Annotated in this window: 26 protein-coding genes; 16 read left to right on the top strand and 10 right to left on the bottom strand. The window is 60.6% G+C overall.

Translation table 11 applies throughout. The features are described 5' to 3' along the window. Positions 1–7 precede the first annotated feature (7 nt). The 4 genes from arnD to arnB are packed head-to-tail and all read right to left on the bottom strand — an operon-like array spanning position 8 to position 5,011. A complete protein-coding gene (arnD, locus tag I6L40_RS01045) occupies positions 8–907 on the bottom strand; it encodes a 4-deoxy-4-formamido-L-arabinose-phosphoundecaprenol deformylase (protein WP_216994875.1) in 900 nt (299 codons plus the stop codon). Beyond that, positions 900–2,891 (bottom strand): bifunctional UDP-4-amino-4-deoxy-L-arabinose formyltransferase/UDP-glucuronic acid oxidase ArnA, encoded by a 1,992-nt coding sequence (gene arnA / locus I6L40_RS01040; RefSeq protein WP_216994874.1) that lies wholly within the window; start codon positions 2,889–2,891, stop codon positions 900–902. Before arnA ends, arnD begins: the two co-directional genes overlap by 8 nt. Continuing rightward, positions 2,888–3,868 carry an undecaprenyl-phosphate 4-deoxy-4-formamido-L-arabinose transferase gene (gene arnC, locus I6L40_RS01035; RefSeq protein WP_185228112.1) on the bottom strand — a complete coding sequence of 327 codons (981 nt, stop codon included), beginning with the start codon at positions 3,866–3,868 and terminating at the stop codon, positions 2,888–2,890. The genes arnA and arnC overlap by 4 nt, the downstream gene beginning before the upstream one ends. Positions 3,869–3,874: 6 nt before the next feature. Then, the gene (gene arnB, locus I6L40_RS01030; protein WP_216994873.1) at positions 3,875–5,011 is read right to left on the bottom strand and encodes a UDP-4-amino-4-deoxy-L-arabinose aminotransferase; all 1,137 of its coding nucleotides are present in this window, start codon (positions 5,009–5,011) and stop codon (positions 3,875–3,877) included. 402 nt (positions 5,012–5,413) lie between these two features. On the opposite strand from arnB, the gene I6L40_RS01025 reads away from it, so the two are divergent. Genes I6L40_RS01025 through I6L40_RS01015 form a run of 3 tightly spaced genes read left to right on the top strand, consistent with a single transcriptional unit; the run spans position 5,414 to position 9,016 of the window. After that, complete coding sequence (locus tag I6L40_RS01025; RefSeq protein ID WP_216994872.1) at positions 5,414–6,781, top strand: UDP-glucose/GDP-mannose dehydrogenase family protein; 1,368 nt, start codon at positions 5,414–5,416, stop codon at positions 6,779–6,781. Continuing rightward, complete coding sequence (locus I6L40_RS01020) at positions 6,768–8,450, top strand: glycosyltransferase family 39 protein (protein ID WP_216994871.1); 1,683 nt, start codon at positions 6,768–6,770, stop codon at positions 8,448–8,450. Before I6L40_RS01025 ends, I6L40_RS01020 begins: the two co-directional genes overlap by 14 nt. Before the next feature lie 29 nt (positions 8,451–8,479). Beyond that, entirely contained in the window at positions 8,480–9,016 is a 537-nt protein-coding gene (locus I6L40_RS01015) for a phosphatase PAP2 family protein (protein WP_216994870.1), read from the top strand. Positions 9,017–9,105: 89 nt separating this feature from the next. On the opposite strand, the gene I6L40_RS01010 is transcribed toward I6L40_RS01015, so the two are convergent. Continuing rightward, complete coding sequence (locus tag I6L40_RS01010) at positions 9,106–9,861, bottom strand: outer membrane protein assembly factor BamD (RefSeq protein WP_124242093.1); 756 nt, start codon at positions 9,859–9,861, stop codon at positions 9,106–9,108. Between the two features lie 117 nt (positions 9,862–9,978). Here I6L40_RS01010 and rluD point away from each other — a divergent pair, with 117 nt between their 5' ends. The 3 genes from rluD (at position 9,979) to clpB (ending at position 14,588) form a co-directional block, all read left to right on the top strand. Continuing rightward, positions 9,979–10,959, top strand: coding sequence for a 23S rRNA pseudouridine(1911/1915/1917) synthase RluD (gene rluD / locus I6L40_RS01005; RefSeq protein ID WP_041209551.1), 981 nt, complete (start codon positions 9,979–9,981; stop codon positions 10,957–10,959). Positions 10,960–11,105: 146 nt separating this feature from the next. Further along, the gene (gene pgeF / locus I6L40_RS01000) at positions 11,106–11,840 is read left to right on the top strand and encodes a peptidoglycan editing factor PgeF (RefSeq protein ID WP_216994869.1); all 735 of its coding nucleotides are present in this window, start codon (positions 11,106–11,108) and stop codon (positions 11,838–11,840) included. Between the two features lie 174 nt (positions 11,841–12,014). Next, positions 12,015–14,588 carry an ATP-dependent chaperone ClpB gene (gene clpB, locus I6L40_RS00995; protein WP_216994868.1) on the top strand — a complete coding sequence of 858 codons (2,574 nt, stop codon included), beginning with the start codon at positions 12,015–12,017 and terminating at the stop codon, positions 14,586–14,588. Positions 14,589–14,866: 278 nt separating this feature from the next. Here the strand turns inward: clpB and asnA are convergent, their stop codons facing one another. Next, a complete protein-coding gene (asnA, locus tag I6L40_RS00990; protein WP_043850747.1) occupies positions 14,867–15,859 on the bottom strand; it encodes an aspartate--ammonia ligase in 993 nt (330 codons plus the stop codon). A 154-nt stretch (positions 15,860–16,013) separates the two neighbouring features. On the opposite strand from asnA, the gene asnC reads away from it, so the two are divergent. Further along, the gene (gene asnC, locus I6L40_RS00985; protein ID WP_005339783.1) at positions 16,014–16,475 is read left to right on the top strand and encodes a transcriptional regulator AsnC; all 462 of its coding nucleotides are present in this window, start codon (positions 16,014–16,016) and stop codon (positions 16,473–16,475) included. 8 nt (positions 16,476–16,483) lie between these two features. On the opposite strand, the gene I6L40_RS00980 is transcribed toward asnC, so the two are convergent. Further along, complete coding sequence (locus tag I6L40_RS00980; protein ID WP_071913828.1) at positions 16,484–17,251, bottom strand: ABC transporter substrate-binding protein; 768 nt, start codon at positions 17,249–17,251, stop codon at positions 16,484–16,486. 85 nt (positions 17,252–17,336) lie between these two features. Between I6L40_RS00980 and I6L40_RS00975 the strand changes: the two genes are divergently transcribed. Together I6L40_RS00975 and I6L40_RS00970 are read left to right on the top strand one after the other, a co-directional pair. Next, positions 17,337–17,873 carry a DUF2301 domain-containing membrane protein gene (locus I6L40_RS00975; protein WP_071913830.1) on the top strand — a complete coding sequence of 179 codons (537 nt, stop codon included), beginning with the start codon at positions 17,337–17,339 and terminating at the stop codon, positions 17,871–17,873. A 91-nt stretch (positions 17,874–17,964) separates the two neighbouring features. After that, a complete protein-coding gene (locus I6L40_RS00970) occupies positions 17,965–18,669 on the top strand; it encodes an SDR family oxidoreductase (protein WP_071913832.1) in 705 nt (234 codons plus the stop codon). Here I6L40_RS00970 and I6L40_RS00965 read toward each other — a convergent pair. Then, on the bottom strand, positions 18,595–19,155 hold the full coding sequence (locus I6L40_RS00965) for a 2-amino-4-hydroxy-6-hydroxymethyldihydropteridine diphosphokinase (protein ID WP_216994867.1): 561 nt from the start codon (positions 19,153–19,155) through the stop codon (positions 18,595–18,597). The two genes, I6L40_RS00970 and I6L40_RS00965, sit on opposite strands and share 75 nt — an antisense overlap. Before the next feature lie 124 nt (positions 19,156–19,279). Here I6L40_RS00965 and I6L40_RS00960 point away from each other — a divergent pair, with 124 nt between their 5' ends. From I6L40_RS00960 to I6L40_RS00945, 4 genes are all read left to right on the top strand, one after another. Continuing rightward, positions 19,280–19,372: a YnhF family membrane protein gene (locus I6L40_RS00960; protein WP_005341891.1), complete on the top strand. Its 93-nt coding sequence runs from the start codon at positions 19,280–19,282 to the stop codon at positions 19,370–19,372. Between the two features lie 103 nt (positions 19,373–19,475). Then, a complete protein-coding gene (locus I6L40_RS00955) occupies positions 19,476–20,876 on the top strand; it encodes a HAMP domain-containing sensor histidine kinase (RefSeq protein WP_041209559.1) in 1,401 nt (466 codons plus the stop codon). Between the two features lie 5 nt (positions 20,877–20,881). Continuing rightward, positions 20,882–21,400: a hypothetical protein gene (locus I6L40_RS00950; RefSeq protein ID WP_043850753.1), complete on the top strand. Its 519-nt coding sequence runs from the start codon at positions 20,882–20,884 to the stop codon at positions 21,398–21,400. Next, positions 21,397–22,677, top strand: coding sequence for a sigma 54-interacting transcriptional regulator (locus I6L40_RS00945; protein WP_041209561.1), 1,281 nt, complete (start codon positions 21,397–21,399; stop codon positions 22,675–22,677). Before I6L40_RS00950 ends, I6L40_RS00945 begins: the two co-directional genes overlap by 4 nt. A gap of 58 nt (positions 22,678–22,735) precedes the next feature. Here I6L40_RS00945 and I6L40_RS00940 read toward each other — a convergent pair whose 3' ends face one another. Then, positions 22,736–23,218: a DUF1097 domain-containing protein gene (locus I6L40_RS00940; protein WP_042082883.1), complete on the bottom strand. Its 483-nt coding sequence runs from the start codon at positions 23,216–23,218 to the stop codon at positions 22,736–22,738. A gap of 369 nt (positions 23,219–23,587) precedes the next feature. On the opposite strand from I6L40_RS00940, the gene msrP reads away from it, so the two are divergent. Continuing rightward, complete coding sequence (gene msrP / locus I6L40_RS00935) at positions 23,588–24,592, top strand: protein-methionine-sulfoxide reductase catalytic subunit MsrP (RefSeq protein ID WP_216994866.1); 1,005 nt, start codon at positions 23,588–23,590, stop codon at positions 24,590–24,592. Continuing rightward, positions 24,583–25,209, top strand: coding sequence for a protein-methionine-sulfoxide reductase heme-binding subunit MsrQ (gene msrQ / locus I6L40_RS00930; protein WP_201909023.1), 627 nt, complete (start codon positions 24,583–24,585; stop codon positions 25,207–25,209). The genes msrP and msrQ overlap by 10 nt, the downstream gene beginning before the upstream one ends. Here msrQ and I6L40_RS00925 read toward each other — a convergent pair. Continuing rightward, a complete protein-coding gene (locus I6L40_RS00925; RefSeq protein ID WP_041209565.1) occupies positions 25,206–25,454 on the bottom strand; it encodes a PepSY domain-containing protein in 249 nt (82 codons plus the stop codon). The genes msrQ and I6L40_RS00925 overlap by 4 nt on opposite strands. Positions 25,455–25,517: 63 nt before the next feature. On the opposite strand from I6L40_RS00925, the gene I6L40_RS00920 reads away from it, so the two are divergent. Then, entirely contained in the window at positions 25,518–25,856 is a 339-nt protein-coding gene (locus I6L40_RS00920; protein WP_033114843.1) for a PepSY domain-containing protein, read from the top strand. Positions 25,857–25,867 lie beyond the last annotated feature (11 nt).

The following is a 25,867-nucleotide window of genomic DNA, read 5'->3' as shown; positions in this document are numbered from 1 at the left end:
AGCTGGTTCATGGGGCTGCCTTGCAGCCGAGCCACCCTTCGCGTCCCGGCAGGGTGCCGCGCAGCAGGTGACCGGTCGGTAGTTGAGTCGGGTCGGACGGGAGCAGCTCGCCAAGGGGGACAAAACGGATACCACGCGCTTTGGCTTCGCTGAGCAGGGCATCGAACTGATCCGCCATGACGATCCCCTCCACCTCGGCGTGGATGGTGTAGACATGGGGCCCCGGTTGCGGTGTCGCGGTCAGCTGCTCCAGCAGGAAGTGGTTGAAACCGTCGACCGTCACCTGATGCCCCACCACCTCGTCGAAGGTGGGCAGGTTGACCGGGATCTGCGGGGTGCCGGGCCGTCCATCCTCCAGAATGGGGCGGAACAGGCCGCAGCCGCGGCAGTCGCTGTTGTAGCGAAAGCCGAACTGCTCCTTGGCTTGGGTGGTGAGCGGATCGGCTCGCCAGCCGGCGGCGGCGGAGCAATCCACCGCGTGCCCCAGGATCTCGCTCAGGGCATCGACTCCGAGCCGGGTCTGGCGGATCAGCTCGGCCTCGTTCCAGCGACCGGTGTTGGCCTGCCAGCCGTGGTGATCCCAGGCGTGCAGCCCCACCTCGTGGCGGGCGCTGTCGGTGTCGCGCATCAGGGAACCCAGCTCTCTGCCGATAGGCTTGCCGGGCCAGGCGGTGCCGGCCAGCAGGATATCGAGCCCATACAGGGATGCTGCGTTGGAACGCAGCATCTTGAGCAGGAAGCGGGGCTTGAGCAGGCGCCACAGGTGGCGCCCCATGTTGTCGGGACCGACCGAGAAGAAAAAACTCCCCTTCACCTGATGCCGGTCGAGCAGTTGCAGCAGGCGGGGAACCCCGTCACGGGTCCCCCTGAAGGTATCGACGTCGATCCGCAGACCCACTTCAGTCATGCTCGACTCCTGTGGTGACCGCCCCTTGCAGGAAGAAGTCCAGCGTCTTGCCGATGGTCTCTTCCATCTCGATGGTCGGTTCCCAGTCGATCAGCTTGCGGGCATTGCGGATGCTCGGACGACGGTGGGAGACATCCTGATAGCCGTCGCCGTAGAAGGACTTGCTCTCCACCAGCTTGAAGCCGGCGAACGGCGGGAAGTGGTCGCGCAGCGGGTGGGCATCGAACTTGGCGAGCAGCACCTCCGCCATCTCGCGAATGCTCGCCTCGTTGTCCGGGTTGCCGATGTTGATGATCTGGCCGTTGCAGCGATCGTTTTTGTTCTCGACGATGCGGAACAGGGCTTCGATGCCATCCTCGATATCGGTGAAGCAGCGCTTCTGGGCGCCGCCATCCACCAGCTGGATCGGGGTACCGTCCACCAGATTGAGAATGAGCTGGGTGATGGCGCGGGAGCTGCCGATGCGGGCAGAGTCCAGACTGTCGAGGCGCGGCCCCATCCAGTTGAAGGGGCGGAACAGGGTGAAGTTGAGCCCCTCTTTCTTGCCGTAGGCCCAGATGACCCGATCCAGCAGCTGTTTGGAGACGGAGTAGATCCAGCGCTGCTTGTTGATGGGGCCGACGATGAGGCGGGATTCATCCTCGTCGAAGCTGTGATCGTCACACATCCCGTACACCTCTGAGGTGGAGGGGAAGATGATGCGCTTGTTGTACTTGACGCAGTAGCGGACGATCTTGAGGTTCTCCTCGAAATCGAGCTCGAACACGCGCAGCGGGTTACGGGTGTACTCGATGGGGGTGGCGATGGCCACCAGCGGCAGGATCACGTCGCACTTCTTGATGTGATACTCGATCCACTCGGTATGAATGCTGATGTCCCCCTCCACGAAGTGGAAGTTGGGGTGGCCGATGAAGCGATCCACGGCGCTGGAGCCGATGTCGAGGCCATACACTTCGTAGCCGCCATCCTTGAGCAGACGCTCGGTGAGGTGGTTGCCGATAAAGCCGTTGACGCCGAGGATCAGCACCCGGGTCAGGCGCGCCTTGCGCAGGGCATTGCTCGCCTTGGTGCCGATCTTCATGCCTTCGACCAGCCCCAGTTCGCGGGCCAGCTGGGCGCCGCGCACATAGAGCCCCCCTTCGGCCTGACCGGCCAGGATCTCCAGCACTCCTTCACCACAAGCCACGCGCAGCGGGTCGTGGGAGAGAATGGTGCCCGGCTGCTGGTCGCTCTGGATCGCCAGCGGCTGCGACTTCCAGACCGTCAGCTTGCGATCGCCGGCAAAGCTGAAGGCCCCCGGATAGGGCTGGGTGACGGCGCGTACCAGATTGTTGAGCTCGCGGGCCGGGCGGTGCCAGTGCAGCTCGCCATCGGCCGGGGTGCGGCGGCCATAGTAGCTCGCCTTGCTCTCGTCCTGCGGGGTGAAGCGGCTCTCCCCACGCTTGAGTTTGACCAGTTCACCTTCCAGCAGGGCATGGGCAGCCTGACGCACCTTGCCATGCAGGGTCAGCGCGGTGTCGTCGTCGGCAATGGCCACCGCCTGCTGGGCGACGATATCGCCGGCATCGGGTTTGGCCGTCATCCGGTGCAGGGTGATGCCGGTCTCGGTCTCGCCGTTGACCAGACACCAGTTGATGGGCGCGCGGCCGCGATAGGCGGGCAGCAGGGAGCCGTGCAGGTTGAAGGCCCCGACGGTCGGGATATCGAGGATCTCCTGCTTGAGCATGTTGCGGTAGTAGAAGGAGAAGATGGCCTCGGGGGCCAGTTCGCGAATGCGCTCAATCCAGAGCGGATGGTTCACATCTTCGGGGGAGAAGACCGGCAGATCGTGCTCGGCACAGAGCTGGGCGACCGAGTCGAAGAAGCGGTTCTCGCCCGGATCGTCGGCGTGGGTAAAGACCGCCTGGATCTGATAGCCGGCCTGAAGCAGGGACTCGATACCGGTGCAGCCGATATCGTGATAGGCAAAGACGACAACGTTCATGATTGAGTTTCCTGTTGCGAAGCATCCGGGGTGGAGCGAACGATTTGGTGAATGAAGTAGCGGGGGCGGGCACGCACATCGGTGTACATGCGGCCGATGTACTCACCCAGCAGCCCCATCCCGATCAGCTGCACGCCGACAAAGGTGAAGAGAATGGCAAACAGGGTGAAGACGCCGTCTGCTGCCCAGTCGGCGCCCATCAGCAGGCGCAGCAGGATCAGCAGGATCGAGAAGGTGAAGCCGATCCCCGCCACCACGCTGCCAACGATGCTGAGCAGGCGCAGCGGGGCCGTGGTCATGCAGGTGACCAGGTCGTACATCAGGTTGATGAGATGCATCAGGCCATATTTGGATTCGCCGTGGGCGCGCTCGGCGTGGCCCACCTCCAGTTCGGTGGTGCGGCGGGCAAAGCTGTTGGCCAGAATGGGGATGAAGGTGCTGCGCTCCTGACAACAGAGCATGGCGTCGATGATGTGGCGGCGATAGGCGCGCAGCATGCAGCCGTAGTCGCTCATCTGGACGCCGGTCGCCCGCTGAACCGACTTGTTGATAAAGCGCGAGGCCGTCTTGCGAAACCATGAGTCCTGCCGGTTGCGGCGGATGGTGCCGACCACGTCGTACCCTTCCATGGCGGTGGCGACCAGCCGCGGGATCTCTTCCGGCGGGTTCTGCAGGTCGGCATCCAGGGTGATCACCAGATCCCCTTTGGCGGTCTCGAAACCGGCCATGATGGCGGCATGCTGGCCATAGTTGCGGTTGAGCAGCACAGCGACCAGCTTGCTCCCTTCGCGGGCAGCTGCCTCGCTGATGATGGCGGCGGAGCGGTCGCGGCTGCCATCGTCGATCAGGATCACCTCGTAATCCTGACTCAGCTGCTCGCAGGATTCGGTGACGCGCCGCAGCAGCTCGGGCAGGCTCTCCTCCTCGTTGTAGACGGGGATGATGACGGAGACCCGCTTGATATCGTTATGGTTCACGTGTCGTTACTCCAGTATGTCGGTCAGGGCTGCCACGACCCGATCCACGTCGGAGAGCGTCATGTCGGGGAAGAGGGGCAGGGTGCAGAGCCGTGACGAGTTCCACTCGGTATTGGGCAGCGAGAGCGCCGGGTAGCTCTCCCGGTAGTACTTCTGGGTATGGGCCGCCTTGAAGTGCAGGCCGGTGCCGATGCCGCGCTCCTGCAGCGCCTGCATCAGTTGATCGCGATCGAGGCCGCAACGGGCCGGATCGACCCGCACCATGAAGAGATGCCAGGCATGCAGATGGGCATAATCGGGGATGGCGAGCGGTTCGAACGGCAATCCCTCCAGCAGCTCACGATAGCGGGCAACCAGGATGGCGCGCCGGGCGTTGAGCTCGGGCAGGCGGGCCAGCTGCACCAGCGCGATGGCGGCGTTGATGTCGGCCAGGTTGTACTTGAAGCCCGGCATGATCACCTCGGCCTGCGGCTTGCGGCCCAGCGTCATCCGGTCGAAGGCATCGACCCCCAGACCGTGGAATTTCAGCATCCGCACCTTGTCGGCCAGCGCCTTGTCATCGGTCACCAGCATGCCCCCTTCGGCACAGGTGAGGTTCTTGATGGCGTGGAAGGAGAAGATGGCGGTGCCGGTCTCGCCGATCCAGCGGGCGCGATAGCGGGTGCCGACCGCATGGGCGGCATCTTCGATGACCGGAATATCGTGCTGGCGACCCAGGGCGAGGATAGGGTCGAGGTCGACCGGTGCCCCGGCGTAGTGAACCGGGATGATGGCCCGGGTGTTGGGGGTGATGAGCGGCGCTATCTGCCCGGCGCTGACCATCAGGGTATCCCTGTCCACATCGACAAAGACGGGGGTGGCCCCCAGCAGGGTGATGATGTTGATGGTGGAGACCCAGGTCTGGGAGGGGGTGATCACCTCGTCACCCGGGCCAATCCCCAGCGCCATCAGGGTGACATGCATACCGGCCGTTGCGGAGCAGAGCGCTACCGCATGCTGGCAGCCAAAGGTCTCGCAGAAGCGCTGCTCCAGCTCATGATTTTTCGGGCCTGTGGTGATCCACCCTGATTGCAGAACCTCGCTGACGGCGTTGATCTCGGCCTCGCTCATGGCGGGTTTCGAGAATGGCAGAAAGTTTTTCATACGACTCCAGTCTTAATGTCGCAAGAGATCAAATGGCGATGAAAACCGGTACTGCCGATTTTCACTGGAAATATGCATGGCGCAGATATCTATATCGCTCGATATATTTTTGAAAGTAGCTGAATAGCGAGTTTTTATTCAAGCGCACAGCAACACTTGGTAACAATTGCTGGAGTTTTTATGGATAACCAAATCTGGAAATATCTCGTAACAAAATATTGCTTGGTTTTATTTTGAATTGGTGTTTAGCCACTTATCTTTAGTGTTGTTACTCGATTTATTGGCCATTGCTGAATAGTTGCAATGTCATTCAGTATTGAAATTGCTTGTTACAAATTGCCCGTAGTGCAATTGGGGAAAGGATGTAAAGTTTCCAGCATTACGCATTATGGAATAGTCGTTATGAATATCACCGTTTTTGGCAGTGGCTATGTCGGCCTGGTACAGGCAATTGTATTGGCCGATGTCGGCCATCAGGTTGTTTGTATTGATCTTGATGCAGAAAAAATAAGTCGGTTGTCCCGTGGCGAATTACCTATTTATGAACCCGGGCTGGATTCATTGCTGCATCAGACGCTACAAAATGGCTCGCTGAAATTCACCACGGATATATCCATGGCGGTTACCCACGGTGACGTGCAATTCATCGCCGTCGGTACGCCCCCTGATGAGGATGGTTCGGCCGATCTGAGCGCCGTCAGGGCGGTGGCGAGGTCGATTGCCCAACATCGTGTCGACGAGGTGATCATCGTCAACAAATCCACTGTGCCGGTTGGTACGGCAGACAAGGTATTCCACTGGGTCAGGGAGCTGCAAGCCGAGCTTGGCAAGCAGTTCGAGTTCGATGTGGTCTCCAATCCCGAGTTTCTCAAAGAGGGGGCGGCCGTCCGTGATTGCCAGCGTCCGGATCGCATCGTCATCGGCACCGGCAGGGAGCGCTCCAGAGCCGTGATGCGCGAGCTGTACGAACCCTTCAACCGCAATCACGACCGCATTCTGTTCATGGACGTGCGCAGTGCCGAGCTGACCAAGTACGCCGCCAACTGCATGCTGGCTACCAAGATCAGCTTTATCAACGAGATTGCCGGGCTGGCCGAGCGGGTTGGTGCCGATATCGAGCTGGTGCGGCAGGGGATCGGTGCCGATCAGCGCATTGGCTACCAGTTTATCTATCCCGGTTGCGGCTATGGCGGCTCCTGTTTTCCCAAGGATGTGAGGGCGTTTCTGGCGACAGCCGCGGCGCTCGACTACGACACGCCGCTCATCCGAGCGGTGGAGCGGGTCAACGAGCGGCAGAAGTTCAAGCTCTTCGATACGCTGGCCACTCACTTTCAAGAGCGGGGCGAGTCGCTGGCGGGCAAGACCATCGCCATCTGGGGGCTCGCCTTCAAACCCAATACCGATGACATGCGCGAAGCGCCGAGTCGGGTGCTGATGGAGGCGCTGTGGCAGGAGGGGGCGCGGGTACAGGCCTTTGACCCGGTGGCGATGAAGGAGGCGCAGCGCATCTATGGTTGCCAGCCCGAGCTGTCGCTGATGGGCACCAAGGAGGCCGCGCTGGCGGGGGCCGATGCACTGGTCATCTGCACCGAGTGGAACGAGTTCAAAGCGCCTGACTTTGCCCAGCTCAAGAAGATGCTGGCCATGCCGCTCATCATCGACGGTCGCAATCTCTATGACCCGCACAAGATGAAAAGCCAGGGCTTCTCCTACTACGCCATCGGACGCGGGGAGACCATTGCAGAAGGAATGAGCCATGCCACGCCCTGAAATCTCGGGGCGCAAGCTCGGCTGGATGTTGCTGCTGGTGACTCTGGTGCTGCTGTTTGGCCAGTTTGATCATCAGCTCTGGACGCCTGATGAGCCCCGCGAAGCGGCCATTGCGCTCGAAATGTACCGCAGTGGTGACTGGGTGGTGCCGACCTTGGGCGGGCGCAGCTTTATCGAGAAGCCGCCGCTCTTCTACATGGCCGCTCTGCCGTTTTTTGATGGGTTTGCATCCTGGCTGGGGATAACCAACACCCTGCGTTTGGCGGGCGTGGTCTGGGCGGCAGGCATGCTGCTCTTCACCGGCCTGCTGGCCTATCGCCTGCTTGGCAACAGGTCGGCGGCACTCTGGTCGGTCATCGCGCTGGGCACCATGGAGGGATTCATTATCAATACGCACTGGATCAGGACGGACAGTGCGCTCGCCTTCTTTGTCGTATTTACCCTCTGGGCATTCGCCGAATATTATCTGGCGCATCGCAACTTGATGGCGATTATTGCCGGGCTGGGTCTGGCTGGCTGTTTTATGGCAAAAGGGCCGATCGGGCCGTTGACGGTATTTTTCGGCTGGTTGCCCCTTTTTCTCTTTGCTGCCCGCAAAGCAGTAAACGAGAAAAGTGTTCCCGTTTTTATATTCCAACACTTGCTGGTGTTGTTGTTTTTTATATTGCCAATCGCAGCCTGGGTTCGTGAGCTAATTAATCATGCTGATGGCGATGCCTTGTGGCATGAGTGGTTCTGGCAGAATCAGGTTGGCCGTCTTACCGGCACTTCGACCGAACTGGGTCATATCAAGAAAGGTGCCTACCTCTATTATTTGTGGGGCATGGTGGAATATACCATCCCATGGTTGCCATTCATTTTTTATTGGGGCTGGCAAACGGTGAAACAGCGGGAGTTGAGCCGTGAGAGGTTATTTTTGCTGTGCTGGGCGCTGGGAACCCTTTTATTGTTAACAATCTCTTCGACCAAGCGAACTCTCTATCTTTTCCCGCTATTGCCGGTATTTGCCATCATGCTGGGTCAGGTCAGTCTGAGCTGGCCGGTGTGGACTGCCCGTTATGGTCGGGGGTGGCTCTACTTCATGCTGCTGTTTTGCGTTGTCATCATTGCGCTCCCTCTGCTGGGTCTGCCGCTGCCGTTTGCCAGCCAGATTCCGGCAGAAGTACAGCAAGCCGCCAGCAAGCTGGGGTGGCGTTACATTCCCGCCATCATCCTGTTCGTGATGGCGCTGGAGCTATTGTTGCGGCGCAAGGAGGTACATGGCGCCATTCATGTCACCAGCTCGGTGGCCATCATGTTTCTGCTCACTTTTGCGCTGGTCTACCCGCTGATCGATGCCGCCAAGGGGGTTTCGGGCAAGATGACCCATCTGCTGGAGGGGATACCGCTCGAGACGCGGGATCGCATCGCCGGCTGGCGGCTGGGGGAAACCGAGCTCGGTCTGCTCTCTGTCTATGAAGAGATGCAGGTAGTGAATCTGGACGGGAAGGGGGTGAGGAATGTGCTTGCCTGTCACGATGCCAGATTTGATGCGGTGCTGGTCAACGGTACGGCGCAGGAGATAGCAAATCTGCTGGAGGGGATCCCCTATCAGCTGCTGGCACAGACCTCGCTTCGTTCGGACAAGGGGCAGCTGCTGACGCTGGTTGCCGCAGAGCAGTGCCATTGATCTATTTATTTCCACTTCAGGATTGTCGGATGACGCAGTATGTACGTTTGGTAATTGTTCCACTTTTCCTGCTCAAGGTTCCTGCCGGCCACGCCGGCAGTGGTTTTGAAACCTATGGCGATATCGGCCAGGTCGTGATTCCGGTGGCGGCGGCACTCATCTCATGGGGGGAGGATGATATCGAGGGGCTGAAGCAGTTCGGTTACTCTTTTGCCACCACCACGGCGCTGGTGCAGGGGATGAAGTTCACCATAGATGCAGAGCGACCATCCGGCTCTGGCCAGAGTTTTCCCTCCGGCCATACGGCGGCGGCATTCAGCGGCGCCAGCTATCTGCAGATCCGTTATGGCTGGCACTACGGGTTGCCGGCGTACATTGCGGCCGGTGCTGTGGGCTGGTCGAGAGAGAATGCCGAGCAGCACTACTGGCGCGATATCATCTCCGGAGCGGCCATCGCGACCGGGATTAGCTATCTGTTTACGACACCACTATCGCGCAATGTGGTGGTAGCGCCGGTTGCCATGCAGGGGGATGCCCGCGGTGTGGGGCTTCACTACCGCTATTGATGACGGTTTTTCCCCAGCTGGGCTGATTGCAGATATAAAAAAACCGATGCCTTGGCATCGGTTTTTTAGTGTTACCGGTTTATTCGCACTCAGCTGCGGGCGAGGCGGTTTTCCGGGTAGTTCTTGGCCAGCACTTCGCGAGCATGCTTGGCCAGCTCCGGCATCTTCAGGGAGTCGTAAGACTCGACCATGATCTCCAGCGCTTTTTCGGTTTCGGCTGTGTCGGGGTAGGTTTCGACAATCAGCTTGGCCCGGTTGGCAGCCGCGACCAGTGCATCGCGCTTCACGTAGTACTCGGCGACGCTCAGGTCATATTTGGCCAGACGGTTCTTCAGACCAATCATGCGGGCACGGGCATCGGCGGCATAGACGCTGTTGGGGTAGTTCTGCAACAGGGTCTTGAAGTCCTGGAATGCCTGGCGGGCATAGGCCGGGTCTTTGTCATCGCGGGAGATGCCAAAGAGGCTCTGGAAGAAGTTGTAATCCGCCGCCATGTTGGTCAGGCCGCGCATGTAGAAGACGTAATCGATGTTCTTGTGCGCCGGATTGAGGCGGATAAAACGGTCGATATTGGCGATCGCCTGAGCGGTATCATCCTGCTTGTAGTAGGCATAGATGAGGTCAAGCTGCACCTGGTTGGAGTAGGCGCCGAACGGGTAGCGAGAGTCCAAAGCCTCCAGCAATTCAGTGGCTTGCACGTAATTGCCAACGTCCAGTTTGAGGCGTGCTTTCTGGTACAGGGTCTCCGGCGGTTCGTCGGGTACCTTGGGTTTGGTGCTGGAACAGCCTGTGATCAAGGTAGCGACCAAGGCGAGCGACATCAGCAGGTGAGACTTCTTTCCCATCAACAACATCCGGTCCATTTCCACGAAATTGGCAAAGTATCCGTTATGCTTGGCTAAAAGAAAAGCTAGAATACTCGGATTATTTCGAATTGATACCCCCCGCTCAAGAGACCATACATGAGCCAGCATATTGAACTGACAGGCGAATTCCAGGATCACCAATTCGGGCAGCGACTCGACCAGGCCCTGGCCGAATTGTTTCCCGACTACTCCCGAACCCGCATCAAGGAGTGGATTTTACAGGACAAAGTGACCCTGGATGGTCAGGTTGCCAACACCCCGCGCGAGAAGGTGATTGCTGGGCAACAGGTGCATGTGGATGTAGAGCTGGAAGATGACACCCGCTTCGATGCGCAGGATATCGAGCTCAACATCGTTTACGAAGACGAACACATTCTGGTGATCGACAAGCCGGCCGGTCTGGTTGTCCACCCGGGCGCCGGTACGCCGGATGGCACCATTCTCAACGCCCTGCTGCACCGCTACCCCGGTATTGCCGAGGTGCCCCGTGCCGGTATCGTGCACCGTCTGGATAAAGACACTACAGGTCTGATGGTGGTTGCCAAGACAGTTCCGGCCCAGACCCATCTGGTGGAAGCGCTGCAGGCGCGCCAGATCACCCGCGAGTACGAAGCGATCGCCATCGGTCACATGACCGCCGGCGGCACCGTTGATGCCCCTATCGGCCGTCACCCTACCCAGCGTACCCACATGGCCGTCGTGCCCAATGGCCGTCCCTCTGTGACCCACTACCGGGTGCATGAGAAGTTCCGTGGCCACACCCGTCTGCGTCTGCGTCTGGAAACCGGTCGTACTCACCAGATCCGTGTCCACATGGCTCACATCAAGCATCCGCTGGTGGGTGACCCTGCCTACGGTGGCCGTCTGCGCCCGCTGCGCAACGCCACGCCGGAACTGACCGAGGCCCTGCGCGGCTTCCGTCGCCAAGCACTGCACGCCACCATGCTGCAGCTGGCCCACCCCATTACCGGTGAGGTCATGCAGTGGCACTCCCCCACGCCGCAGGACATGCTGGATCTGATGGAAGTGCTGCGTGCGGATACTTTGGCCAATCCGGACGAGCTGGTCTGGAAATAGTGGTAAATCTGGCAGTGTTGCGACGACTTCTGCCGTAACCCGCCGATACAGCGCGTAGCACACAGAACCTTGAAACGGGGCGTCTTGACTGGTTGCAGCCAAGAGCCCCGTTTCCATTTGAACGATAGAGCGTGAAGGAGTGAGCAATGAAATGGATTGAACCCGACTGGCCGGCGCCAGCACGCGTCCGGGCTCTTTCGACCACCCGTGACGGTGGTGTCAGCGAAGGGGTCTTTGCCGGTCTCAATCTGGGCGCCCACGTAGGGGACGAACCGGCCAGGGTCGAGGCCAACCGGGCCCGGCTGCAGCAGGTGGCCGCCATCCCGGGGCCCCTCAACTGGCTCAATCAGGTGCACGGCACCGTCGTTCATCCGGTCAGCAGCCATTATGAGCAGGCGCCGGATGCCGATGCCGCTTGCGCCCATGAGGCGGATCAGGCCTGCATCGTGATGACCGCCGACTGTCTGCCGGTGCTGTTTTGCGATCGGGCCGGCACAGTGGTGGCCGCCGCTCATGCCGGTTGGCGCGGACTGAAAGAGGGCGTGCTGGAGGCAAGCATCGCCGCCATGGGTTGCGAGCCGGGCGAGATCCTGGCCTGGCTTGGCCCGGCCATCGGCCCCACTGCCTTCGAAGTGGGTGGCGAGGTGCGCGAGGCCTTTATGGCGGAGCAGGCCGAGGCTGCTGCGTTCGTCCCTTCGTCCAATGAGGGTAAATGGCTGGCGGATATCTACCAGCTGGCCCGGCTGCGCCTTGCCCGCGCAGGCGTCACCGCCGTCTATGGTGGCGAATATTGCACCTTCAGCGACAGCGAGCAGTTCTACTCTTACCGCCGCGATGGCCAGACCGGCCGGATGGCCTCCCTCATCTGGCTGGCGTCCTGATGAAGCTCCCCGCCCTGCATAGTGCAAGGGCGGGGATCCTGCTCTCGCCCCGTCTTGCAGAAAAAATAACCAGCACCGCCCCTTGAAATAGCCCGTACGGGCCTCATCTTTCATCTCAGAAAGTTATGTTGTTTGCCGCGCAAGCGGCGTCTGCCTGTTTGAAGGGGGAGTGCAATGCGCCTCGATCGCCTTACCAGCAAATTCCAGATTGCTATTTCCGATGCCCAGTCTTTGGCACTGGGTCGTGACCACCAATTCATCGAACCCGTTCACCTGATGACCGCACTGGTCAATCAGGATGGCGGCTCTATCCGTCCGTTGCTCACTCTGACCGGGATGGATATGAATGCCCTGCGCTCCCGCCTTGGCGAGGAGCTGGATCGCCTGCCGCGCGTCAGCGGTGTGGAAGGGGATGTACAGCTTTCCAACGGCCTCGGCCGGCTGCTTAACGTCTGCGACAAGCTGGCCCAGCAGCGCAAGGATCAGTTCATCTCATCCGAACTGTTCGTGCTGGCGGCCCTCGACGAGAAGGGCACGCTGGGCGAGCTGCTGCGCGCTCAGGGGCTGACCAAAGAGAAACTCGAAGCGGCCATCGACAAGGTGCGTGGCGGCAAGAAGGTGGAGGATGCCAACGCCGAGGAGAACCGTCAGGCGCTGGAGAAGTACACCATCGATCTGACCGAGCGGGCCGAACTCGGCAAGCTCGACCCGGTGATCGGCCGGGATGACGAGATCCGCCGCACCATCCAGGTGCTGCAACGCCGTACCAAGAACAACCCCGTGCTGATCGGTGCCCCCGGCGTCGGCAAGACTGCCATCGTCGAAGGGCTGGCCCAGCGCATCATCAACGGCGAGGTGCCGGAAGGGCTGAAGAACAAGCGGGTGCTGTCGCTGGACATGGGAGCGCTGGTGGCCGGTGCCAAATATCGCGGCGAGTTCGAGGAGCGGCTCAAGGCCGTGTTGAGCGATCTCGCCAAGGAGGAGGGCAACGTCATCCTCTTTATCGACGAGCTGCACACCATGGTCGGCGCCGGCAAGGGCGAGGGGGCCATGGATGCGGGCAACATGCTCAAGCCTGCGCTGGCACGGGGCGAGCTGCACTGCGTCGGTGCCACCACCCTGGACGAGTATCGCCAGTTCATCGAAAAAGATGCTGCGCTGGAGCGCCGTTTCCAGAAGGTGCTGGTGGAGGAGCCGACAGTCGAAGATACCATCGCCATCCTGCGCGGTCTGAAAGAGCGTTACGAGCTGCACCACCATGTCCAGATCACCGACCCCGCCATCGTGGCGGCGGCCCAGCTGTCGCACCGCTATATCGCGGATCGCCAGCTGCCGGACAAGGCCATCGACCTTATCGACGAGGCGGCGGCCAGTATCCGGCTGCAGATCGACTCCAAGCCCGAGGCGCTCGATCGTCTCGAGCGGCGCATCATCCAGCTCAAGCTGGAGCAGCAGGCGCTGATGAAGGAGGATGATGACGCCAGTCGCAAACGGCTGGAGCTGATCAATCAGGAGATTGGCGAAAAAGATCGGGAATACAACGAGCTGGACGAGGTGTGGAAGGCCGAGAAAGCCGCCCTTGCCGGCACCCAGCATATCAAGGCGGCACTGGAGCAGGCCCGTCAGGATCTCGATGTAGCACGCCGCGCAGGCGACCTGGGCCGGATGTCCGAGCTGCAGTACGGCCGCATTCCGGAGCTGGAGAAACAGCTGGATCTCGCCACTCAAGCCGAGATGCAGGAGACCAGCCTGCTGCGCAACCGGGTCACTGACGTAGAGATTGCAGACGTCTTGGCTCGCTGGACCGGCATTCCGGTCGCCCGCATGCTGGAAGGGGAGCGCGACAAGCTGCTGCGGATGGAAGAGCAGTTGCACAGCCGGGTGATTGGCCAGGAAGAGGCGGTCGATGCGGTCTCCAATGCCATTCGTCGCTCCCGTGCCGGTCTCTCCGATCCGAATCGCCCCATCGGCTCCTTCCTGTTCCTAGGGCCCACCGGGGTGGGCAAGACCGAGCTGTGCAAGGCGCTGGCCGAGTTCCTGTTCGATACCCAGGATGCCATGGTGCGGATCGATATGTCCGAGTTCATGGAGAAACACAGCGTGGCCCGTCTGGTGGGGGCGCCTCCCGGATACGTGGGTTATGAAGAGGGCGGTTATCTGACCGAGGCGGTACGCCGTCGTCCCTACTCGGTGATCCTGCTGGACGAGGTGGAGAAGGCGCATCCCGATGTGTTCAACATCCTGTTGCAGGTGCTGGATGATGGTCGCCTGACCGATGGTCAGGGCCGTACCGTCGATTTCCGCAACACCGTGGTCATCATGACCTCCAACCTTGGTTCTGATCTGATTCAGGAGCACCACTCCGAGAAGGATTACGACGAGATGAAGGCCATGCTGATGGATGTGCTGACTCGCAGTTTCCGGCCGGAGTTTATCAACCGGATCGACGAGACCGTGGTGTTCCATCCGCTCGGCGAGGAGCACATCAAGTCCATCGCCCGCATCCAGCTCAAGAGCCTGATGGGCCGTCTCGAGGCTCAGGGTTACGAGGTGGAGGTGAGCGAAGCGCTGCTCAACAAGCTGGTTCACGCCGGGTTCGACCCCGTCTACGGGGCACGACCCCTCAAGCGGGCGATCCAGCAGAAGGTGGAGAACCCGCTGGCGCAGGCCCTGCTCTCCGGCCGCATCGTCCCCGGCAAGAAACTGCTGCTGGGAGCCGACAGCAACGGCCTGACCATGACCCAGTAATCAGTCTCGTATCTATGTTTGCAACGCCAGCCCTCGGGCTGGCGTTGCCATATCTGGGCGATGGAAAATAAAAAAACGGCAATCCGAAGATTGCCGGGAGGAATGTAGTGAAGCGACCTGACGTGGGTTGAGCGGGTCGCAGGGGCAAGCCCCCGATTGCGAAGCGCGGCCACTGCTGGCCTCGCTTCTTACAGCCTGCCGGGATGCGCTCGCTCAACCCCGACGGCCACCTGCCTGTTGCCATGCCCGCGCGATGACGCCGGCATGTCCTTCATTCGTTACAGCATGCCTTGCACGGCGGCTTTCATCTCGGCCGGCCAGACACCGACCTGCACCTGACCGATATGCTCCTTTTGCAGCAACAGCATGGCCAGACGGGATTGGCCGATGCCGCCGCCGATGGTTTGCGGCATCCGTGCTGCCAGCAAATCCTGATGCCAGTCGTACTGCAGGCGATCTTCGTCGCCGGTGATGGCCAGCTGGCGACGCAGCGCCTCGGCATCGACCCGGATCCCCATGGAGGAGATCTCGAAACTGTCCTGCAGTACCGGGTTCCACACCAGAATGTCGCCGTTCAGACCAGCCAGACCCAGCTCGCTGTGGCTGCTCCAGTCGTCATAGTCCGGGGCGCGTACATCGTGGCGCTCACCGTGGGAGAGGGCACCACCGATGCCGATCAGGAATACGGCACCCAGCTCCTTGGCAATGGCACGCTCACGCCCCTTGGCATCGAGATCCGGGTAGCGGGTCAGCAGCTCTTCGCTGTGCAGGAACTGGATCTCGGCTGGCAGGAAGGGGGTCAGCTCATGCTCGGCACAGACCGCGCGCTCGGTGGCCTTGATGGCGGCCCAGATGCCGCGCACGGTTTCCTGCAGATAGGCGAGATCGCGGCGCTCGCTCGGCATCACCTTCTCCCAGTCCCACTGATCCACGTAGACGGAGTGGATGGGGGTGAGCTTGTCTTCATCCGGGCGCAGCGCCTTCATGTGGGTGTAGATCCCTTCACCCGGGCCGAAGCCGAAGCGACCGAGAGTCTGACGCTTCCATTTGGCCAGTGAATGCACCACTTCGTAGCTGTGCTCCGGCAGGGTCTTCACCTTGACCTGCACTGCATTCTCGTGGCCAGAGAGGTTGTCCTGAGTGCCATCACCGACCCGGCTCAGAATGGGGGCTTGTACCTCCATCAGACCCAGTTGCTGGGCGAGTTGGCGGGAGAACATCTCTTTGACGAAGCTAATCTGTTGCTGGCTGCGAATGTAGTGCTGTTTCATGCTGAATTCCTGTTTCAAACCCCGTTGGATGTGGTGATTCTTCAACGGATTGCCAACTAAATTCAATATTCGATAATAGAAATAGGCTTTGTGTGTTTTTTTATTCAAAATAAGGATGCTTTTAATGATGTATCGCTAACGGGAGGGCAAAAAAATGCCGGAAAATTACCGGATCGATAATCTCGATCAGGCCATCCTCACCGCCCTGATGGAGAATGCGCGTATTCCTTATGCCGAACTGGCCAAGCAGCTGGCGGTCAGCCCGGGCACCATCCATGTGCGGGTGGAGAAGATGAAGCAGGCGGGGATCATCGAGGGGACGCGGGTGCAGGTGAACCCCAAGAAGCTGGGCTATGACGTCTGCTGCTTTATCGGGATCAATCTGAAGAGCGCCAAGGATTACCCCTCGGCGCTGGCCAAGCTGCAGGCGCTGGACGAGGTGGTGGAGGCTTACTACACCACCGGCCACTACAGCATCTTCATGAAGGTGATGACCCGCTCCATCGATGAGCTGCAGATAGTGCTGATCAACAAGATCCAGACTATCGACGAGATCCAGTCCACTGAAACCCTGATCTCGCTGCAGAATCCGATCCTGCGGGACGTGAAGCCCTGACTGGCTGATCAGGGTTCGATATAGGGAATGCCGTACTTGTCGTAGAGCGCCTTGAGCCGGCCATCCCGTTTCATGCGCAGCAGTTCGGCATCGTAGGCGGCCATCTGGGCTGGGGTATTCTTGTCCGCTTTGGCGCGAGTCCAGGTGTTGAAGTAGGGGCTACTCTTGAGCGGTTTGGGCAGGTAGTCGAGCTTGCCCTCCAGACCCTCTTCCCTGATCTGGGCAAAAGCGGTGACCAGCGGCATGGGCACGGAATCGATCCGCCCGGCCAGCAGCTTGCGCAGTTGCAACTGGTTCATGGTGACCTCCTGAAACTGATAGGAGGGGTCGGTCATGGCCGCCGCCAGTTCAGGGGTATAGGAGAAGTCTTTGGTCACGCCGATGCGCCAGGGTTTCAGATCGGCCAGCGTCTCGTAGCGGATTTTCAGCAAGTCGTCCTTGCGGACAAAGAAGTGCCAGCTATGGCGGATATGAGCCTGCTGGGGGTAGATGAGATAGCGCTCTCGCTCCGCCTTGTAGGAGTGGGTCATCACCACATCGCAGACGCCGGTTTCGGCATTGCGGGTGAGGCGGGCGCCGGAGTCGGCCAGCTCGATCCTGATGGGTATTTTGAGTTTGCCAAAGATAGCGGTAACGATGTCGATATCGAGCCCGCGAGGCTGCTGATTGGCATCGAGATATTTTAGCGGGGGCTCCATGGTGCCGCAGACTACCAGCTCTTTGGCGGATAGGCTGAGCGGGAGCAGTAGTAGCCAAAGCAGATGGGTTACACGCAAACTACCCCTCCTGAACCCGGATGAAGAACTTTGGAGCCTGATCCCAGTATATTGGGTGGCTCCTGATTGGTAGAGGCGACAGTGTATGGCAAACCCTGAAATCGAGAGCCCGCTGGACGGGATAGACAAATTGACCGTCCTCCTGTATCGCCTTGGCTTAAGCGGTGCGGCGCTGTTGCTACTCTGTCGCGGAGCGGCCTTGCTGAGTCATGGTGACCTGTTGCCACCGGCACAATGGTTGATGTTGCTGGCGCTGGCAAGCGCTATCTGCGCCTTTTCGCTGCACATCTACGACAAGCGGATTCGACTGATACTTCAGGGTTCTGGATGGGCCGCACTGGCCTTGCTGTCTATCGGAGCACCGGATGCACTGGTGCTGGGGGCCGCCTTGGTCACCCTTTCCGGTCTGGCCTTCAAGGAGCAGTTCTGTTTTGCGATCCCCGGGATCAAGCTGGTGCCATTGCTGCTGCCGCTGTTGTGGTTGCTGGAGTGGTTGCAAGTGGCATGGGCCGCGGCGCTGGTGGCGCTGGTGAGCGGGGCTCTGCTTACCCTGCTGGCGCTGGCCAAGTGGCGGATGCCCCTCCATTTTGATATTGGTGACAAGGGGCGTTACCAGATCTAGTTCTGTTGCTGGAAGTGGTGTCGGTGCGACCCGGCTGATACTGCGTTAACGGCGCAACTCATGGATGAGGGTAAAAGGAGAGGGAGGTTTTATGCGTGCATTGGTAACCGGTTGTGGCCGTCGGCTAGGGTTTTATCTATGTGAGCAGCTGGTGGCTGCGGGCTGGCAGGTGACCGGCAGCTATCGCAGCGAGCGACCCGAGCTGGCGCGGCTGCGGGCTCTGGGTGTCGAGTTGGTGCAGGCCGATCTGGCGAGTGAAGAGCAGGTGGGCAAATTGATCGACGTGCTGGCATCCCATCAGGATCTGGCACTGGTGATCCACAACGCCTCGGCGTTCGAGCCGCAGGCGGCCGAGTCCGCGGCGCAGCTTACCCAGTTTGACCAGTTCTACCGGGTGCACATGGCGGCCCCCTTCCAGCTCAACCGGGCGCTGGCACAGCAATTGGCGAGCAACGCCAACGCCAGCATCATCCACATCACCGATATTTACATCCACGCCCCGGCCCCGCGCTTTGCTAGCTATGTGGCCACCAAGGCGGGAGCCCATTCGCTGGCCATGAGCTTTGCCCGCGAACTGGCCCCGGCAATCCGGGTCAACACCATAGAGCCGGGCCCCATCCTGTTTCTCGACGAGCATGACGAGTCGTGGCGCCAGCAGGTGTTGGCGAAAACGCCGCTGGCGCGGGAGGGAGGGCTGGAGCCTATCTGGCAGGCGGTGCAGTTACTGATGGCGAACAGCTATATGACCGGGGCCAGCATCAAGGTGGATGGGGGGCGCGCTCTGGCTGTGCTCTGATGGCATGCAAACCGTGGCTGGCTCCAGACCTATCGACTGGATATGTACGGTTTTACCCGAGCCGGCGGGCAGATGCAGCTGCAGCGCAACCTTGGGATCGTGCACCTTGCCGCGTCCGTAGAGTTCGGCCAGCAGCTCGATGAGGTAGGAGTCGACCTGCTCAGCAGCAAAGTCGCCGTGCGGGTTGCTGGCGAGAATGTCGATATCCAGCGGGCGGTCGTGCACCTTGCAGAGGGGATCGCTGCGGTCGCGGCCATGACTCACTTCCATGGCCACAAAGGCCTGTTTCAGGGCGGAGGCATCCAGTTCGCTCTCCAGAATCAGCAGACAGTTGAGAAAGTCATGGCTGGAGTGCATCCCCACCGGCTTGGTGCTGATCACCGAGCTGGTCTGCAAACGGCCAAAACGGCTGGCCAGCTCCTCCAGCACCTTGGTGACATGACTATTTGGGTCAAGATTGGAACCAATGCTACACAGATAGAACATGTTCACCATCCTTGGTTGGGGCTCATCTGAAATGTATACGCAGCTCACGGTTATCGGATTAACTATGGCGTAACATTGTCTTATCTATTGTGATCCGGCACTGATTGGCAGAAAGGAGGTTTGCATGAGTGTTGAGCTGAAATGGGCGCTGTTGACCGCCTCGGGCGCGCTGGCGATGATCCTGACCATCTGTCTGGCTTCTGTCGCTTTGGCGTGAGTCACCACAATCCAGATAATCCGAACCGGCCTGTTGGCCGGTTTTGTTTTTTGGGCGCTGAGGGCTATGCTGGCGCACCGGTGAGAACGCAAGAGAAGAGACGATGACCAAGGTTCGCCCACGCTCCCTGCTGCAGGTGGTATTGATAGGGTTTGTGCTGGTGCTGATGCCGCTCGGTGGCATGATCTGGCACAACACCAATGCCCTGACCCACCTGAGCCAGCTCACCAGCGACGAGATGGAGCGGGCGGTCAAGGATACCCGCCGTGCCACCCTGCTTACTGCACAAGCCATCGATATCGAGCGCACCCTGCGCCGCTTTGCTGTGCTGGGGGACAGCCGCAGTCTGGCCAGCTACCGGCTGCAGCTTGAGGGGTATCACCGCCTGCTGGCCGAGCATCGCAATTCCCTGTCGGATCCCCAGCTCTATGGCGGCCTTGATGAGCTGCTCGCGCAATTTGGCTCGTTGCAGGAGGGGGGGCAGGCCAAAAAGGCGGTAGCGGGTGACATCCTCGACCAGTTCAATCGCTTGAGTCAGCAGCTGGAGGCGGGCACCCGCAGCCGGGTTGACGAGCAGATGGATCGGGTACGTCTGGCCATCGATGCCCTGACCAAAGAGCTCTGGTGGGTCAGCGCTGTGGTGGCGGTGATCAGCCTGCTGCTGGTCTTTATCTTCACTTACCTGATCACCCATCCGGTACGACAAATTGAGTCGCGTATCTTGAGTCTGGGCGCGGGGGTCGAGCCGGATCCACAGCCGGTGGATGGCCCCGCCGAACTGGTGTTGCTGGGGGAGCGGATCCTCTGGTTGCACGACAAACTCAAGGAGCTGGAGCTGCAAAAATACCAGTTCCTGCGCCATGTTTCCCACGAACTGAAGACCCCGCTGGCGGTGTTGCGCGAGGGTTCGGATCTGCTCTGCGAGCAGCTGGTCGGGCCTTTGACACCGGATCAGCTGGAGATCTGCCAGATGCTGGATGAGAACAGTCGCCGCTTGCAGACCCTTATCGAGCGGCTGCTCGATTTCAACCGCCTCACCCAGCAGGAGACGTTCGAGCTGGAGCCGGTTCCCCTGTTGCCCATGCTGGCAGAACTTTCTGCCGAGTATCGGCTGGCATTGGAGTCCAAGCAGATCCGTGTACACTTGCCGACCGAACCGGTTACCTTGTGGGCAGAGCCCTATAGGTTGAGGTTGATTCTCGATAACCTCTTCTCCAACGCCGTCAGTTATGGTGCCCAGGGTGGCAATATCTGGATCCGCGCCGGAGCAGAGGAGCAGGCGAGCTGGTTGGAGGTTGCCAATGAGGGGCCCGAGATCCCCGAGGCAGACCGGCAGCGCATTTTTGAACCCTTCGAGCAGGGCAGCACAGTGCGGCAAGGTGTCCTGAAAGGCTCTGGCATGGGGCTTTCCATCGCTCGCGAGTCTGCCTCCAGCCTGGGAGGGGAGTTGGTTCTGGTGAAGGATGAACAGGCAGATGTCTGCTTCAGGTTGACGTTGAAATGAGGTCTATGAAAATACAGCGCGTATTTCCAGCCCTGCTAGCCGGGCTGCTCGCGGGTTGCTCCTGGCTGCCGCCGCAGGCACGGCAGGAGTCCTCCGATATCGCTTTTGCCAAGCGAATGGAGTTTGCCAACAAGGAGATGCAGGTGCGCCTGCAATACTCCGACTGGTTGCTGGCCAGCCATCCCCAGCAGCGGGTGCAGGAGCGTCAGCGTCTCAAGGGGGCTGACGATCTGGAGAGTCGGGTCAGTCTGGCGATGGTTGATTCTCACCCCGCCGAGGCAGTCGCCACTCGCCGCGCCGGTCTGGCGCGCCTTAAGAAGATGCTGCCGGAGCTGGGGCTCGACGCTCAGGCGTTTTTGCGCAGCTGGATCGCCCTTGGCGAGGAGCTGCTGGCCCGCGATAGCCGGCGCGATGACCAGAGTCAGGAGATCCAGAAGCTGCGCCGCCAGATCGAGCAGCTCTCGGCCATCGACGAGCAGCTCAACCAGCGCAAGCTGAATGAACATCGCGAGGTAGTACCATGAGCCGGATCTTGCTGGTGGATGACGACGTCAGCCTGCTCAAACTGATGAGCATGCGCTTGCGCAGTCAGGGTTATGAAGTGGATACCGCCGACAGTGCGGAGGGGGCGCTCGACCGCTTGCGTCAGCAGCGCGCCGATCTGGTGCTGAGTGACTTGCGGATGGGTGGCATGGACGGGCTGGCGCTGTTCGAGCGGATCCAGGCCCAGTGGCTCGGCTTGCCGGTCATCATCATGACCGCCCACGGCACCATCCCCGATGCCATTCAGGCGACCCGTTCCGGGGTGTTCAGCTTTCTGACCAAACCCATCGACAAGGATGAGCTGCTGGCCACCATAGAGCAGGCCCTCAGCCTGACCCGCCCGAAGCAGCAGCTGGAGTGGCAGTCGCTGATCCTGACCCGCAATCCCCAGCTGGAGCAGCTGCTGATCCAGGCACACAGCATCGCCACGATGGAGGTGCCCGTGCTGATCATGGGGCCGTCCGGTTCCGGCAAGGGGGCGATGGCGCAGGCGCTCTATCAGGCGAGCCAGCGGCGTGATCGGCCGCTGCACACCATCAACTGTGCCGCCATTCCCTGGGCGGCCCTCGATCTGCAGCTGTTCGGGGAGGATGGTCACTCCGGTCTGTTCGAACAGGCCAAGGGGGCGACCCTCTTTCTCGACGAGATCGGCAGCCTGTCGGAGTCGCTGCAGGCCAAACTGCTGCAGGTGATGGAGGAGTATGGTCAGGGTACGCCGGAGGTGCGAGTGCTCAGCTCCAGCCATCAGGATCTGGTCAGGGCGATGGAGGAGGGGCGCTTTCGCGAAGATCTCTTCTACCGCCTCAACGTCGCCAATATTACCCTGCCATCCCTCAGCGCCCGCAGCGAGGATATCCCCCTGCTGGCCCGTCAGGCCCTCGATGACTACCGCAGTCGCAACGGCGACTGCGCCGCCATGGGTTTTTCGCCCGAGGCGCTGGCGATGCTGGCAGCGGCGGCCTGGCCGGGCAACGTGCGCCAGCTCTGCAACGTGGTGGAGCAGCTGGCCAGCCTCTGCTGCAGCCCGGTGATCGGGGTATCCATGGTGGAGTCTGCCCTGAGCGGCGGTGGCGGGGGTATCCCCTCGTTCAACGAGGCGCGGGCCGAGTTCGAGAAGGAGTATCTGATCCGGCTGCTGCGCACCACCGAGGGCAACGTGACCCTGGCGGCCAACATGGCGGGGAGGAACCGTACCGATTTCTACAAGTTATTGAATCGGCACGGCATCGAGGCTGCAAACTTCAAATCGAAAGGGTAACGCAGAGCGAAACGGCCCTGAATGAGAGGACAGAGGGCCGCTTCGCCGTGGATATCGCTCAGGCGGGGTCGGTGACGCCATCCGCGTTGCGGGGCTTCAGGGTCTTTTGGGAGAGCCAGAGGCCGCTCGCCTTCATCAGATAACCGAACAGGGCACCTACCACTAGCGAGGGCAGCACCAGTCGCCACTCGCCCGCCGCCCCGAAGGTGGCGCAGCAGCCAGCAAAGGTGCCGGGAATATAGCCGAGCCACTGCTGCTTGGCCTGTACGCACATCAGGGTCGCCACCACACCCGTCATCACATAACCCGCCACGCCGGCACCCCACAGGTCACCGCCATGGATCAGCAGCAGCGCCCACAGCATGCCGCTGGCGTTGCAGAAGATGGTCTGCAGCAGCGCCTTGTAACCGCCGCTGGAGGCGAAATAGCTGGTACAGCCGAGGAAGCCGACCCAGGAGAGCAGGCCTAGCGCGACGGCCAGCCAGCCCCAAACGGCGGAGAGAATACCTGTGGTGATAGCGATGGCGATCAGTGGGCTCATGGCGTGACTCTTCAGTTGGCTTCACGAAAACGGGCAGCCTACCCCTGGCAATCGGGGCGGCAAGCGGGGGCGGAATTGTGTGTGATCTCCATCACCTTTTTCAACTCAGGAATACGCTTGCGCTCGCGAAAAAAATTCATTGGTGACCGGCCAAACCCTCGACCATAGTTAGAGGCCCTGTCCTGCTCATGGAGTGAGTCTGATGGTGCCAAACGTGATCGTTCCCCTGCTGGTATTCGTAGTGCTGTTTCTGGTCGGAACCATGGCCAAGGCGCTGCCCCTGTACCACCTGATGTAATCCGGTGTGAAATAAAAATCTGCCGGGGCGGGTCTTATCTCTGTCGCCTCTAACTGCCCCGGGAGTTTTTCATGTTGATCAAACGTCGTGCCCCCCATCATCTCACCGAACAGGATGTCACCCCGGAAGCCGTCTATCAGGATCGCCGCCTCATTCTCAAGGGGCTGGGTTTGGGCGCCGCCACCCTCGCTTTCCCCACTCAGGCCGGTGTGCTCGATCTGCTGCGCGGTAAAGAGGATGCGCCCCGGCTAGCCACCAAGCCGCTCAACAGCAAGCAGGCCCCGCGGCCAACCGATCTGGTGCTGACACCGGAAGAGAAGGCGACCAGTTACAACAACTTTTATGAGCTGGGTACCGACAAGACGGATCCGGCCCGTAACGCCCATTACCTCAAACCTGAACCCTGGACGTTGAAGGTGGAGGGGGAAGTCGCCAAACCCTTCACTCTGGATGTGTGGGATCTCATCAACAAAACCGAGCTGGAGGAGCGGATCTACCGGCTGCGCTGCGTCGAAGCCTGGTCGATGGTGCTGCCGTGGAACGGCATCTCGCTGGCGGAGCTTATCCGCCGTGCCGAACCGACCAGCCGCGCCAAGTTTGTCGCCTTCGAGACCCTGTTCGATCCGAAACAGCTGCCCGGTCAGGCCTCTGCCTCCCTTGGCGGCGGTATCGAGTATCCCTATGTGGAAGGGCTGCGTATCGACGAGGCGATGCACCCGCTCTCCTTCCTCGCCATGGGGCTCTACGGCAAGACCCTGCCCGCCCAGAACGGGGCGCCAATCCGGCTGGTGGTGCCGTGGAAGTACGGCTTCAAGAGCATCAAGAGCATCGTCTCGATCCGCTTGGTAGAGGAGATGCCGCCCACCACCTGGAACCTGCTTGCCCCCAACGAATATGGCTTCTACGCCAACGTCAATCCGCAGGTGGATCACCCGCGCTGGAGTCAGGCCAGCGAGCGCTTCATCGGCGAGGGCGGGCTGTTCGGTGCCAAGCGCCAGCCGACCCTGATGTTCAACGGCTATGGTGACGAGGTCGCCTCGCTCTATCAGGGGATGGATCTGCGCCAATGGTACTGAAACTGAAACCCTCACATATCAGCGGCTTGCGGGCGCTGGTGCATCTGGGTTCCCTCGGCTTCCTGCTCTGGCTGGGCTACGCCCTGCCGGCCGGTCTGCTGGGGGGTGACCCCGTGCCCGAGCTTATCCACTACCTCGGCAAGGGGGCGCTCAACCTGCTGCTGCTCACCCTGCTGGTCTCGCCGCTGGCCAAACGCTGGCGGCAGGGGCAGCTCATCAAGCTGCGTCGCCCCCTCGGGCTCTGGTGCATGGTCTGGGCGCTGCTCCACTTCATGGTGTGGCTGGGGCTGGATCTGCAGTTTGACTGGGGGCTGATTGGTGGCGAGCTGGTCAAGCGCCGCTATATCGTGGTGGGAATGGTGGCGCTGCTGCTGTTGCTGGCACTGGGTATCACCTCGCTCCCTGCGTTGCAGCGGCGGCTGGGGGCGGCGTGGCAGAAGCTGCACAACTGGGTTTATGCGGTAGCCCTGCTGGTGCCGGTGCACTACTGGTGGTCGCTCAAGAGTGGCTGGCTGGAGCCGCTCATCTACCTGCTGCTGGCCTGCGCCCTGCTCTGGCCACGGCGGGAGAAGCTGCTGCGCCCGTGGCGCCTGCGCTGGAAAGCAAAAGAGGCCTAGTCGGCCTCTTGTTTTTTGATCTCGCCAGTGTAGGCATCGACGATGAGATGTACCTTTTCATTCTGGCGGTCGAGGGTTTTGACCTCGAATTTGTCCCCTTCCAGCTCCACTTCGCGAATGTCGTGATACCCTTGCGCCAGCAACAGTTTGACCAGCCCGGCCATGTCGAGGCGGCTCTGGGCAGCCCAGCTTGAGGCGCTCAGCAGGCAGAGGATCAGCAGGAAACTGCGCGGGATCATATTCATTCCGGATTCATGGCTGGCAGACTATAAACGCCATTATGTTAGGTTTTTGGAGATGAATCATCCATGAATAGAGCGCTCCCTCTGATCGGGTTGTTGTTGCCAGTGCTGGCGCAGGCGCTGACGCCTGACGAAGCCCTGTTGCAGCAAGCTGTCCATGAGGGACGGGTTCGGCCCTTCCACGAGATGATGGAGGTGGCATCCAGATTGCCGGTGCGGGTGTTGCGGGTCGATCTGGGGGAAGAGGATGGTATCTGGCTCTATGAACTGCGCGTGATCGATCGGGAGAACAGCGTGCTCAAGGTGGCCTATCGGGCCGACAACCTGGAGATGGTGTGGGCCAAGGGCCACCATCTGGAGCGGCTGTTCGAGCCACCCAAGCCCCCGGTCGAGGATGATGAGTAACCTCTTTGTGG

This window comes from Aeromonas sp. FDAARGOS 1410, assembly GCF_019048745.1.
Classification (GTDB): Bacteria; Pseudomonadota; Gammaproteobacteria; order Enterobacterales; family Aeromonadaceae; genus Aeromonas; species Aeromonas jandaei.
The sequence above is the reverse complement of the archived record's forward strand: the minus strand, read 5'-3'. Positions and strand labels throughout refer to the sequence as shown.